Below are 12,180 nucleotides of genomic sequence, written 5' to 3'. Positions count from 1 at the left end.
CGGGTCACTCCTTGCGGTTCTCGCCGGTCTCCTCCTCGATCGGGTTGACCGGGCGGGTCTCCTTCATCGTCTCCGCCTGCCCCGACCTGGTGTGCTCGCGGCGCTGCCGGTACCGCGCCTCGGGGATCCGCGCGTCCGTCTCGGACTCGTCCAGCGGCACCGAGCGCATGACCTCGTCGGCGTTGCCGTAGTCGACCGGCGGCATCGCCATCAGCGCCTTGAGCTGTTCCTCGTCGGCGCCCAGGTCGGCGGCACGGTCCACGATCCGGTCCTTGTCCGCGGGGAAGGGCACCTCGCCCAGGATCGTCCGCAGGCCCCTGGCTCCGTGTTCGGTCTCCATGTCACGTCCTCCCGACCGTGCGATCTGAGGTGGTCGCGTTGACGGACTACCCGGCCGCCCCGGCACCCAATCACCGCGGACCGCCGTGAGCTGGGACGACCCGTGTGGGCGGGGCCTCAGGCTGGCGCCCCGGTGTTCAGGTGGGCGGCCAGGTGCCGGAGCCGCTCCACGCCGGTGGGCTCGGTGCCCTGGAGGGGGACCTCCACGGTCCCCTGCGCGGCGAAGCGCTCGCGGGTGGCGGCCAGGGCCGCGGCCGTGTCGGGGCCCGCGGCGCCCGCGGGCGGGATCTGGTTCACCACGACCCGGTCCAGCGCGAACCCGGCCTCGGCCAGCTGCTCGACGGCGCGCCCGGTCTCGGCGAGCACCATGCGCCGGGGCACGGTCACCAGCGCGACCACGGCGTCCTCGCGCAGCCGGGCCGAGGCCCGCTCCAGGCGGTGGCGCCGGGCGTGCAGGCGGCGCAGCAGGGGGTCGTCGTCCTCCTCGGGGCCGGAGCGGCCCACCACGTCGGCGAAGGCCTCGGCGCGGTTGGCCCGCTCGCGCTGGCGGGTCAGCCCCACCACCCAGGGCGTGAGCAGGGTGGGCAGGTGCAGCAGGCGGAGCAGGTGGCCGGTCGGCGCGCTGTCCACGACCAGGGCGTCCCAGCGGTCCCCGACCTCCTCCATCCGGTCGATGAGCAGGTCGGCCAGGGCGGACTCGGCCATGCCCGGGCTCGATCCGGCCTGGTCCAGGTGCCGGTGGACGGCGGGCATGACCTCGGTCGGCACGGCGCGGCGCGCGTCCTCGGCGACCTGGGCGATCCGGCGGCGCACGGCGGCGTCGGCGTCGGGTTCGCAGGCCCACAGCCGGGGGGCGACCTCGGCTGGCTCGTCGGACAGGGGCGCCTCCAGCGCGTCGCCCAGGGAGTGGGCGGGGTCGGTGGACAGCACCAGGACGCGCAGGCCGGCGTCGGCGAGCGCCAGGGCGCGGGCGGCGGCCAGGGTGGTCTTGCCGACGCCGCCCTTGCCGCCGACGAACGTGATCGGAGCGGTCAACAGCAGCCTCCCGGGGCTCCGAAGTCGTCGCGGCCCAACCGCTGGTGCCAGGAGTGCAGGTCGGCGACCATGTACGGGATGAGGTCGAGGGTCTCGTAGGCGACGGGGTTGTCCACGCCCAGGGTCTCCAGCATCAGCAGGGCGCGCAGGGTGTCCTGCTGGGCACGCGCCTCCCGTCGGCGGGCGTGCCCCCAGCGCGCGTCGAAGACCTGTTGGTGGAAGTCCTCGACGCGGCGCCAGGCGGCGACGGTGCGGTGCCAGGCCCTCCCCAGGGGAGAGGTCCCGGCACCGCGGTGGCCGGTGTTCACGGGGTGGGCTCGGTGTCCTCGGCCGGGGCCGCGTCGGCGGTGTCCTTCGCCCCGGTCGCGGAGCGGCCGGCGAAGGCCTTGCGCAGGGCGATGGCCGCCTCGACGGTCATCCACACGGCCAGGCCGAAGATGGCGATGTCCAGCGGGGCCAGGACGAAGCGCTGCATGGGGTCGTCCGAACCCAGGAAGCCCATGAGCTGGACGACCAGGGCCCAGGAGGTCATGACGACCAGGAAGACCAGCGGGATGAGGACGACGATCGGGTTGCGGCCGCGCTTGGTCACCCACACGGCGATGACGGCCAGGGCCAGGCCGGCGGTGAGCTGGTTGGTCGTGCCGAACAGCTGCCACAGCGTGCCGGCGGCGAAGTTGCCGGGCACCAGGGCCAGGGCGAAGGGGATCAGCACGGCCAGCAGGGTGGAGACGGTGACGCTGCGGGTCAGGAAGGCGAACACGCGGTGCACCGCACCGCCCTCGGACGCCTTGTCCGCGGCGATCGTGCTGATCTCCTGGATGGTGTAGCGCTGGAGGCGCACGGCGGTGTCCAGGCTCGTGGCCGCGAAGCTCACGACGACGACGGTCGCGAAGACCACGCCGAGGTTCTCCGGGACGCCGAGGTTGCCGGCGAAACCGGCCACGCCCTGGACGAACTTGCCGGCGGGGCCGGTGCCCGCCGCCGTCCAGTCGACGTAGATGTCGGACCAGGCCATGCCCTGGTTGGCGGAGAAGACCATGATCCCGGCGGTGCAGGCCAGGATGGAGCAGACCGCGAGCGTGCCCTCGCCCAGGGAGCTGACGTAGCCCACGTAGCGGGCGTCGGTCTCCTTGTCCAGCTGCTTGGACGTGGTCCCCGAGGACACCAGGCTGTGGAAGCCGGAGACGGCACCGCACGCGATGGTGATGAACAGCAGCGGGAAGATCGAGGGCGAGCCCTCGGGGAGGTCGCCGCGGAAGGCGGGCGCCTCGATCGTGTTCATGCCGACCACGACGCCGACCATGATGACGAGCAGGGCCAGCATCATCTGGTGCTGGTTGATGTAGTCGCGCGGCTGGAGCAGCATCCACACGGGCAGGCGCGAGGTGAAGAAGGTGTAGGCGAAGATCAGCACCAGCCACACGAACGCGGGCTCGACGCCCAGTGCGCCCGCGACGGGGTCGACGGTGATCGGGAACATCTCGCCCAGCGGGATGCACGCGTACACGATGACCAGGGCGATGACCGAGGGCACCAGGGCGGCCGTGCGGCGGCGGTAGACGACCTGTCCGACGCCGATCGCCAGGGGGATGGTCACCAGGACCGGCAGGACCGCGGAGGGGTTGTCGATGAACAGGCCCGCGATGATGACCGCGAACACCGCGTTCACCATGGTGACCAGGAAGAAGATGATGAGCAGGAAGAGGATCCGCGCGCGGGCGCTGATGACGTCGCTGGCCAGCGAGCCGATGCTGCGGCCCTTGTGCCGCACCGAGACGACGATCGACCCGAAGTCGTGGGCCCCGGAGGCGAAGATCGTGCCCAGGACCACCCACAGCAGCGCGGGCCCCCATCCCCAGAAGACGGCGATGGCCGGTCCCACGATGGGCGCGGCGCCCGCCACGGAGATGAAGTGGTGCGCGAAGACGATGTGCTTGTTGGTCGGCACGTAGTCCACGCCGTCCTTCAGCGTGTGCGCGGGCGTCACGAAGTCCGGATCGAGCGCGTACACCCTCTTGGCCAGATAGACCGAGTAGAACCGGTAGCCGAGCGCGAACAGCGCGAGGGCCCCGAGGAGGACGGCTACAGCAGGCATGGGGGAACCTTCAATCTCGCACCTGAGTGTGCTCGTGGCCGGCGGGTGCTTTGTCCTGGGCTTTGCAGTACAGTCCCGAGAAATTAACATGAGGCCCTCGTCACAGAAAAGGTGCGCCGTGAACGATTTGGCCTCGGCTTGGCGCCGAGCCCCCACTGGTGAGCTGTGCTGGCTCTCCCCGGACGGGCCCACCGGCGTCCCCGTCGTCCCCCTCCTGGGCGAGCACCCGTGCGTGGCCCTGCCCCTGGCCCTGCTGCCCGAGGTCGACTCGCTCCTGAACCGCGCGGCGTTCTGCGTGTCCGCGCCGGCCGGGGAGAACGCGCCCACCCTGGTCGCCACGGGGCGGGTCCGCGTGCACCTGGACCCCGAGGGCCGCGAGTTCGGCGGTGACCTGGTGGAGCAGGAGGTCGTCAAGCATCCGCCGTCGCGCCTTCGCGTGGGCAGCCTGATGGCCCGCAAGGAGAACTGGTGGTGGATGGCCCGCGCCATCGTGACCATGGTCGACGTCGACCGGGTCCGCGAGATCCCCGCCCGGACCCGGGCGGGTGACGCCCTGCTCGTGCGCGAGCGGGACTCCGACGTGCGCGTGGACGTGGTCACCGCCCGCGACTGGTCGGCGGGCGCGGGCGCGTCCGTGGAGCTGTGGGCGCGCGACGGCGCCGACGTCGAGGGGCACGGGGAGGAGGCGCTCGTGTTCTCCCACCAGGCCAGCCCGGACTTCGAGCGCTGGGAGCGCTGGAGCCGCTACGGGACGCTGACCGGGCAGGAGCTGGCGATCACCGACGCCGACGGCGCCCCCGACCCCGACCCGCGCCCGTTCGGGCTGATGGAGCGCTACCGCAACCACCGCGAGGTGGTGCGGGCCTGCCGGGCGGGCTTCACCACCGTGCGGCGCCGGCTGGCCACCTGATCCCGGCGTCCGGGTGCGGGTGTGCCGGGTCTCCGAGCGCCGGGCGGACGGAGTGCGGGATGGGCCGGAGGGTCCGGGCGCACGTGCCCGAACGGGCGGGCCGAGCCTTCGGGGACGGGCGAGTGCCGGTGCACCGGACGAGCCGGGCGTTCGAGCGCGAGTCGGACGAGTGCGATCGTCCCGGGCGGGCCCGGCGTTCGGGTCCCGGGCCCGTGGCCGGTCAGCCCAGGGCGAGGACCCGGTCGGCCTCGCGCCGCCCCGAGAGCAGGGCGCCGTGGACGGTGGCCGTGTGCTCGATCTCGGTGGCCTCCCCCGCGAAGAACAACCGGTCCCCGACCGGCCGCCCCAGGGCGAGCCGGTCAGTGTCCCCCGACCCGACTGCGGTGTAGGAGAAGCTGCCACGGGCGAAGGGGTCGTCGTACCAGTGCGTGAGGTAGTGGGCGACCGGGTCCGGCGCCTTGCGGAACATGCCGCGCAGTGAGGACATGGCGTGCTCGACGACCTCGTCCTCCTCCATCCGCGCCAGGAACCGGGCGGCGCCGCCGCCGTTGCGGGTGGCCAGCACGGGAGCGCCCAGCACCCGCTGCCCGGCGTACCAGTGGAACCAGGTGCCCTCCTCGGTGCCCAGGTTGACGATCACCTCGGCGTCGCCCCAGAAGACCTCGTCGAAGAGCAGGAAGAGCTTGTCCAGGCGTCCGGTGCCGAGCTTGCGGACGGCGTCCTGCTTGTCCCCGGGCAGGGCCGGCTCGAAGGACACCCGGCCGGCCTGGAGCACGCCCAGCGGCAGCGTCACCAGGGCGCGGTCCGCGGTCAGGGCCACCGGCCCGTCCGGGGTGGCGGCGCGGACGGTGACGCCGCGGTCGTCGTGGGAGACCGACTCGACCACGTGGCCCAGGCGCACGTCCAGGCCCTGGGCGAGGTACTCCGTGAGCCGGCTCATGCCCTGGGGGAAGACGACGTCGTCGCCGCTGAACTCGTGCACGGCGCCCACGGCGGAGAAGGCGACCTCGTCGGCGCTGGCGCCGTGGTCGGCCTCGGTGAGCCGGTGCACGATCTCCCCCGCGTCCCGGGCCCGGCCGCGCACCAGGTTGGCGTCGTGCAGGGCCTGCGCGATGCCCTCCTCGATCGACTCCTGTGAACTGGCGCCGACGTTGGCCCAGTACATGTGCTCGTGCAGGAGGTTGACGTCCTCCATGTTGCGGCGGTGGCGGTCGAAGAGCAGCCGGCGGCCCTTGGGGTCGTAGGCGGTCTCGGTGGCCCGGTTGAACACGGCGGTGGGCACTCCGGCCTCGCGGACCAGGTCGGCCAGGGGATTGTTGCGCTCCCCGCGCATCCAGGAGGCGCCCACGTCCAGGGTGACGCCGTCCCAGACGTCGACGGAGTGGATGCGCCCGCCCAGGCGGTCGCGGGCCTCGACCACGGTGACGCGCTCGCCCTCGTCCGCGAGCCGGTCGGCGGCGGCCAGTCCGGCCATCCCCGCGCCCACGACGATGGTGTGGCCGCGTCCCGGTTCGGCTTCGCGGCCCCGCGGCTCGGTCCCGCGCTCGGTGTGTCCTCCGGCGGGCCCCTCCCCTGCGGACTTCTCGCTCATGCCCTCGCTCAACGCGTCTTCCCCTCCACGTCGGTGACCCGCAGTGAGACCCTAGTCGCGCCGTGTGCCCCGCGCGGGGACGACACCCCGGCGGGGCACCGGTGTGTGCCCGGGCCAGGCCCGCCGGCTCCTGGAGCGGGCCTGGGGCCGTGGCCGCGGGCCGGACGCGGGAACGGCTCACCGGGGAGCGGGACCGCCGGGCTCGTCCCCGTCGTCCATCTCGATCCGCTCGCGCCGACGCTCGCCCTCGACGTGCTCGTCGTGGGCCACCTCCTGCTTGCGGACCCTGACCTCCTCGACCGGGACCTCCCTCTTGGAGACCACGGGGCGCTCCTCGTGGAGGACGAACCGCTCCTCGTCCTCCGCCATGCCCTCGGTGTCCTCGACCTGGGAGGGGTCGGTGATCGGGCGGCGCTCCACCTGGATCTCCTCGTGGTGCAGCGGGACCGTCTCGTCGAAGCGCTCGCTCTCGACGCTCTTGTGGATCCTCGCCTGCCCGCTCTCGCGCCGCTCGACGCCGATGTCCACCTCTTCCTCGTGGCGGACCATCCGGACCTCTTCGTCCTCGGCGGTCCCGGCCCAGTCGCCGCGCTCGCCGGCCATGCCCGCGCGCATGGCGGAGCCCTCGCCGGTCATCTCCGCGTCCATCGCGGGGCCCTCGTCGGCCATGCCCTCGCGTGGGGTGGCGGCGGTGCCCGTCATGCGGTCGGCCTCGCCGCCCGCCTGCCGGGGGACGCTCCCGTGCCTGGCGAAGTAGTCGCTGATGACGGCCTTCTCCTCGTCGGTCAGGTTGTGGCCCCCCTCGACGTTGGGCGCGTCCTTGACCGTGGTCTTGTCGTAGGGCACCTGGATGTCGTCCTCCACGTGCCGCGATCCCTTGAGGGGGACGAGCGTCTCCTTGAGCCCGAAGAGTCCGGTGTGGACCGACACCCACGTCGGCTCGTTCGTTCGCTCGTCCAGGAAGACCTGCTTGATCTTTCCGATGTTCTGGCCCTGGTCGTCGAGCACGCGGTGCCCGACGAGTCCCTCGGCCCCGATGTTGTACGCCACAGTGACCTCCCTGCCCGTCTACGGTTCCGCCCGGCGGACGGACGCTCCTCTCGGGCCCTACGCGTGGGGCACTACCCGGCTCGACCGGGCGGGACAGGTCTTCTGTCCGGAGATGGCGCAACCCGAGCCAGCTGTTTGCCCTGCGTCGGCTCCCAGTGGTCGTCGTCTTGCCCGGATTGACGTCGTCCTGGACATCGACACCCTCGGGCGGGACCGGCCGTGGGCCGACCGCGGGGCGGGCTCGACCACCGACGGCCCCGGCCGCGGGGCTCGGGCTCGACCACCGGCGGCCCCGGCCGCGGGGGGCTCAGGCTCGGCCACCGGCGGCCCTGGCCGTGGGCCGACCGCGGGCCCGCCCATGGGGCCGCCCATGGGGCCGGGTCCGACGGCCGTGCGTCAGGCGCCGCGCGGCTGGACCATGACGCCGTCCCGGGCGACCACGTGTCCGGCGCGCACCACGGCCCAGCGGTCGGGGACGTCGACCACGATCTGGGGCAGGCACTCCCCCTCCACCAGGAGGAAGTCGGCGGGCGCGCCCCGTGTGAAGTCGGCCCGGGGCAGGCCCAGGAGGTCGGCCCCGGCGTGGGCGGCGGTGAGGTAGGCCGCCGACAGGTCCTCGTCCAGCCGCGCGCCGCGGCACCGGGCGAGCAGGTGCGCCCTGTGCAGCATGTCCGCGTTACCGAAGGGGCTCCAGGAGTCGCGCACGCCGTCGGAGCCGAGCCCGACGCGCACCCCCCGTTCGAGGAGCACGTCGGTCGGCAGGACGCTCCGCGGGCCGGGCGCGACCGTGGTGAGCCCGATCCCGGCGTCGGCGAGGTCGTCGGCCAGGCGGCGCAGCGCCTCACCGCTGTCCTCGGGGACGCGGAACGCGTGGCTGACGGTGACCCTGCCGCCCATGTCCAGGGCCCGGGTGCGCTCGATGATGCCGCGGATCGCGGTGAGGCCGGGGGCGCCCCGGTCGTGCAGGTGGACGTCGACGCCGATCCCGTGCAGGTCGGCGATACCGAACACCAGGTCGAGCTGGCCCTGGGGGTCACCGTCGAAGGTGCCGGGGTCGATCCCGCCCACGAGGTCGACGGCGCCGGTCCGGGCCGCCTCGTCCAGCAGGGCCTCGGTGCCCGGCGCCCGGCGGACCCCGTGCTGGGGGAAGGCCACGATCTGTACGTCCAGGGCGGGCGCCAGGCGTGCGCGCGCCTCACCGAGCGCCGCCACACCGGCCAGCCCGAAGGCGGGGGCCACGTCGGCGTGCGCGCGCATGGCACGGGTGCCCTGGGCGACCGCGTGCGCCATCAGCCGGTGGGCGCGCTCCTCGACGGGGCTGGCCAGGGTGCGGAACAGGTCGGCGTCCTGTTCGGCGAGGTCGGCGATGCCCCGGGCCGGGCGCCGCGCGATCCAGGGTTCGCCCCACGTGGTCTTGTCGGGGTGGATGTGCGCGTCCACGAGGGTCGGCAGGGCGATCCGGCCGCCGCAGTCCACCACGTGCGCCTCGCCCACCGGTGTCTGCGCGATCATGCCGTCCACGACCACCAGGTCGACGGGCGCGCCGCCCATGGGCCGGACGTCGCGGTAGACCGTCGTGCGGTACTGCAGGGACATGGTGGGGCCTCTCCACGGGAACGACGGTGCTTCCACATCGTGATCGCTCACATTCGCGATACGGCAGCATCCTAGGCCGTGTTCCGTGGCCGCCGCCGAGCGCGCCGATGCCCGCCCGCCGCCGAGCGCGCCGATGCCCGCCCGCCGCCGACCGGGTCCGCTGTCCGTACGGTCCGGTACAACATGAGAACCCGCTCCCCACGACCATGGAAGAGGACTCCATGACTACCCACGGCTCCGGCCACACCGGCCACCCGCCTCCGCCGGAGCTGCTCTGGGCCCACGCCGGGGCGCTCGCGGCGCTCGTCTCCGGGAAGGCGGACCCCTTCGGCCCGTTCCGCCTGGAGGGCCCGGCCCTGTGCTTCGACGACGGCGGGAGCAGCGACTGGCGGCTGGCCTGGTGCGGCCACGGGCGAGCGGTCCTGGTGGGCCACGACCGCGACTCCAGCGACGCCACCCGCCATGACAGGCGTCCGGTGGACTTCCTCGACGGGGCACCCGACTGGCTCCCCTGGGCCTGGATCCGTGACCGGCGGTTCCGCGAGAACATCGGCTTCGTGTACTGGTGGGACGGGGGCGGATGGGAGCACACGCCCTACCCCGACGACTGGGAGTCCGACGGCGCCTCCTTCGCCCGGTACGCGACGGCCGCCCGCGCGGCGGCGGAGATCGTCGAGATGGTCTTCGACGGGTACGCCCCCGAGGACGAGGACGGAGACGACCCCCTCGCCGAGCCGGGCGCCGCCCTCATGGAGCACGCGTGCCGGGGCACCGTCGACGCCCGTGCCCTGGCCGACGTCCTGTGCGTCCTGGACCGCATCGACGAGGACGAGGACGATGATGGCGGCGACGGCGACCGCGGCCGGAGGTGGGACGCGGAGGCCGCGCGAGAGACGGCACACCTCCTGGGCCTGACCCCCGGTTCCGAGCGCCCGCGCCTCACGGCCGCGGCCGGGCGCACGCCCCGGGCACCGCGACCCGTGATCAGCGAACGCGAGTGGGCCCTCCTGGTCGGTGACGCCATGGCCCGCTCCCCCGAGCTGGACCGGCCGCCGGTCGAGGCGACCCCCGCCCTGGAGCGCGTGGTGTCCCGCGTGCGCGACCTCGGCCTGGCGCACCCGGGCGCCGCCACCCTGCACTACGACTTCCGGGGGAACCGCAGGATCACGGACGGCGGCGGCACCCTGTACAAGGAGTACGACACGGAGCTGATGGAGTGCCTCGCCGCGCTGCGCGAGGACGAGGGCGACCCCGAACGCGGCCGCTGGCTCGGCCTGCGGTTGAGCGTGGCGCGGGACGGGGTCGAGGCGCGGCGCCGCTTCGACGGCCCGCCCGAGGGCGGCCTCGGGTCGACACCGACCGATGAGGTCGGCGCGCTGCACCACCTGCGCCGGGAGATGGACCGGCGCGCTCCGGCCTGGCGTCCCTCCTGGGCTGACCTGTTGTCGCGGGAGACCCTGTGCCTGCCGCCCGCCCCGGCGTCGCGCGCGAGCCCCGCACGCCCCACGGAACCCCTCGACGAGGACGCGGAGCGGGCCCTGCTCGCGGACGTGCACCGGTTCCTCACCGAGCGCCGCACGCCCGGATGGCGTGAGGTGGAGCTCGACGCCCGCTGCCTGGTCGGCTACGAGCGGTTGCGGGTCCGGGTGACCGGCGAGGACGGGCGGGTCCGCGTCGGCCCGGTCCCCTTCCGGGTCCCGTACCTGGTCCGGCGGCTGAGGTCGGGCCTGTACCGGCCCGGACGCGGCACGTGGTTCGGGTTCCGGCTGGTGTGCGGTCCCGGAGCCGGAGAGTTCCGCGCCTCCTACGACTTCGGCTCCGAGCCGGCGTTCGACCTGCCGCCGCTGGACTTCGGCTACGCCCTGGACCTCGCCTACTTCCCGCGCACGGCGGAGCACACGCCCGCGTGGCTGGCCGAGCGGACGGCCGGGGCCCGGACGGACCGGGCCCCGGCCCACCGACCGCGGGGAGCGGTCAGCAGGTGTTGTCCTGGCTGTCGTTCCAGGTGATGCCGCGCACGACGGTGTTGACGGCGCACGGGTTCTCGGTGATCGCGGTGTCGGTCAGGTCCAGGTTCTCGAAGGTGATGTCGGAGGTGTTGGCGAACTCCGAGCGGGCGGCGATCCGGATGTCGCCCGGCCCGGCGACCGATCCGCCCTGGCTGGCGACGGTCACGTTGTGGCAGTTCTCGATGAGCATGGCGTTGTTGCCGGTGTTGGCGATGTCGACGCGCTCGATCACCGCTCCCCCGCTCTCGGAGACGCAGAAGATCCCCCGGCCGCCGCCGCGCGCGCGGACCTCGCCCACGCGGATGTTGGTCGGGTAGGAGTCGCCGACCCGGCCGTTGCGGTTGGCCATCCGGAAGGCCGCGTAGCCGGTCCCGGTCCCGGCGCCCTCGGCGTCGACCCGGCCGACCGTGGCGTTGACGGTGTCGTTGAGCAGCAGGCCGGAGTACCCGGTGTCGCGCGCCGTCACGGTCCCGATGGTCAGACCGTCGACACCGTAGGTCTCGACACCGTGGTTGTCGGTACCGGAGACGTAGACGTCGTCGATGCTGATGTCGCGCGCCTCGCGGACCGCGTCGTTGTCACGGCTGTCGATCCGCATGCCCAGACCGCTCGACAGGCGCAGGTCGATCTGCCCGAAGTGCACGTTCTCCGACGTCCGGACGTAGACACCGAAGTACGGGGTCCCGGTCAGCGACAGGTGGGGGACGGAGACGTCCTCCGCGTGCCGGATGCGCACGGCGGCGTTGTTTCCGGTGGGGGTACCGGTGACGTCGATGGTGCCGCAGACCTCCAGCGAGGTGTGGCTGGGCAGGTCCAACGAGGTGTTGGCGGGCATCGACCCGGAACCTCGCACGACCACGCGCTCCTGCGATGAGCGACCGGGGGTGAGGCCGTCGACGGCCTCGCGCATGGCGGTCAGCATGTCGCCGCCGGTGTAGAGGGTGTCGGATCCGCGGCGCGCGGTCCAGGTGGAGCCGTTCTGTACGGCCTCGGTGGTGGGAGTGCCCGCGCCGCAGTCGTCACCGGACCCGCCGTCGACCTCGACCAGGGACCACACCTGCGCGGCGCCGCCGTGGTGCTCGAACTGGGACAGACGGCCGCCGGGCTCGGTGCTCCAGTCCCACACCTCCAGGGCCTTGCCGCTGTTGCGGTTGACGAAGGAGACGCCGTCGCCGGTGTCGACCGGCAGCCACTGCTGGTTGGGGTTGCCCAGGTCGGTGTACTGGCGGATCTCGGCGCCGTCCTCGGTGGAGTGCTCCCACACGTCGATGGCCTTGCCGCTGTTGCGGTTGACGATGCGGTAGTAGCCGTCGCCGGCGGGCACGAACCGGAACTGCTGCCAGGGGCGGTCGGTGCGCTCCCACTGGACGAGCTCGGCGCCGTCCTCGGTGGAGCCGCCGTCCACGTCGGCGACCAGGCCGCTGTGGTGGTTGCGCAGGACGTAGTAGGCGCCGGTGTCGATGTCGGCGGCCTGGGCCGGACCGGCCGTGAGGCTGGTCAGTCCGAGGCACAGGACGAGGGCGACGGCCGCGGAGAGCGCCCGGCGCAGGAG

General features: G+C 73.5%; 10 protein-coding genes. 2 read left to right on the top strand and 8 right to left on the bottom strand.

Translation table 11 applies throughout. The features are described 5' to 3' along the window. Positions 1-4: 4 nt before the first annotated feature. From ADL05_RS15190 to ADL05_RS15175, 4 genes are all read right to left on the bottom strand, one after another. The gene (locus tag ADL05_RS15190; RefSeq protein ID WP_053617624.1) at positions 5-340 is read right to left on the bottom strand and encodes a DUF2795 domain-containing protein; all 336 of its coding nucleotides are present in this window, start codon (positions 338-340) and stop codon (positions 5-7) included. Between the two features lie 116 nt (positions 341-456). Beyond that, positions 457-1,380: an ArsA family ATPase gene (locus ADL05_RS15185; RefSeq protein WP_082376424.1), complete on the bottom strand. Its 924-nt coding sequence runs from the start codon at positions 1,378-1,380 to the stop codon at positions 457-459. Continuing rightward, positions 1,371-1,682 (bottom strand): cory-CC-star protein, encoded by a 312-nt coding sequence (locus tag ADL05_RS15180; RefSeq protein WP_369800943.1) that lies wholly within the window; start codon positions 1,680-1,682, stop codon positions 1,371-1,373. The genes ADL05_RS15185 and ADL05_RS15180 overlap by 10 nt, the downstream gene beginning before the upstream one ends. Then, positions 1,679-3,472, bottom strand: a complete 1,794-nt coding sequence (locus tag ADL05_RS15175) for a carbon starvation protein A (RefSeq protein ID WP_053617622.1) — start codon at positions 3,470-3,472, stop codon at positions 1,679-1,681. The genes ADL05_RS15180 and ADL05_RS15175 overlap by 4 nt, the downstream gene beginning before the upstream one ends. A gap of 118 nt (positions 3,473-3,590) precedes the next feature. Between ADL05_RS15175 and ADL05_RS15170 the strand changes: the two genes are divergently transcribed. After that, positions 3,591-4,382 carry a hypothetical protein gene (locus ADL05_RS15170; protein ID WP_231640760.1) on the top strand — a complete coding sequence of 264 codons (792 nt, stop codon included), beginning with the start codon at positions 3,591-3,593 and terminating at the stop codon, positions 4,380-4,382. 220 nt (positions 4,383-4,602) lie between these two features. Here the strand turns inward: ADL05_RS15170 and ADL05_RS15165 are convergent, their stop codons facing one another. From ADL05_RS15165 to ADL05_RS15155, 3 genes are all read right to left on the bottom strand, one after another. Next, a complete protein-coding gene (locus ADL05_RS15165) occupies positions 4,603-5,973 on the bottom strand; it encodes an NAD(P)/FAD-dependent oxidoreductase (protein ID WP_053617620.1) in 1,371 nt (456 codons plus the stop codon). A gap of 177 nt (positions 5,974-6,150) precedes the next feature. Further along, the gene (locus tag ADL05_RS15160; RefSeq protein WP_053617619.1) at positions 6,151-7,023 is read right to left on the bottom strand and encodes a PRC and DUF2382 domain-containing protein; all 873 of its coding nucleotides are present in this window, start codon (positions 7,021-7,023) and stop codon (positions 6,151-6,153) included. Between the two features lie 396 nt (positions 7,024-7,419). Beyond that, positions 7,420-8,619 carry an amidohydrolase gene (locus ADL05_RS15155; protein ID WP_053617618.1) on the bottom strand — a complete coding sequence of 400 codons (1,200 nt, stop codon included), beginning with the start codon at positions 8,617-8,619 and terminating at the stop codon, positions 7,420-7,422. 221 nt (positions 8,620-8,840) lie between these two features. On the opposite strand from ADL05_RS15155, the gene ADL05_RS15150 reads away from it, so the two are divergent. Further along, the gene (locus ADL05_RS15150) at positions 8,841-10,628 is read left to right on the top strand and encodes a hypothetical protein (protein WP_053617617.1); all 1,788 of its coding nucleotides are present in this window, start codon (positions 8,841-8,843) and stop codon (positions 10,626-10,628) included. Here the strand turns inward: ADL05_RS15150 and ADL05_RS15145 are convergent. Beyond that, positions 10,594-12,180 (bottom strand): RICIN domain-containing protein (locus ADL05_RS15145; protein WP_053617616.1); only part of this gene is annotated, 1,587 nt, incomplete at its 5' end. The two genes, ADL05_RS15150 and ADL05_RS15145, sit on opposite strands and share 35 nt — an antisense overlap.

Source organism: Nocardiopsis sp. NRRL B-16309, assembly GCF_001279585.1.
In the GTDB taxonomy this organism is placed as follows: Bacteria; Actinomycetota; Actinomycetes; order Streptosporangiales; family Streptosporangiaceae; genus Nocardiopsis.
The sequence above is the reverse complement of the archived record's forward strand: the minus strand, read 5'-3'. Positions and strand labels throughout refer to the sequence as shown.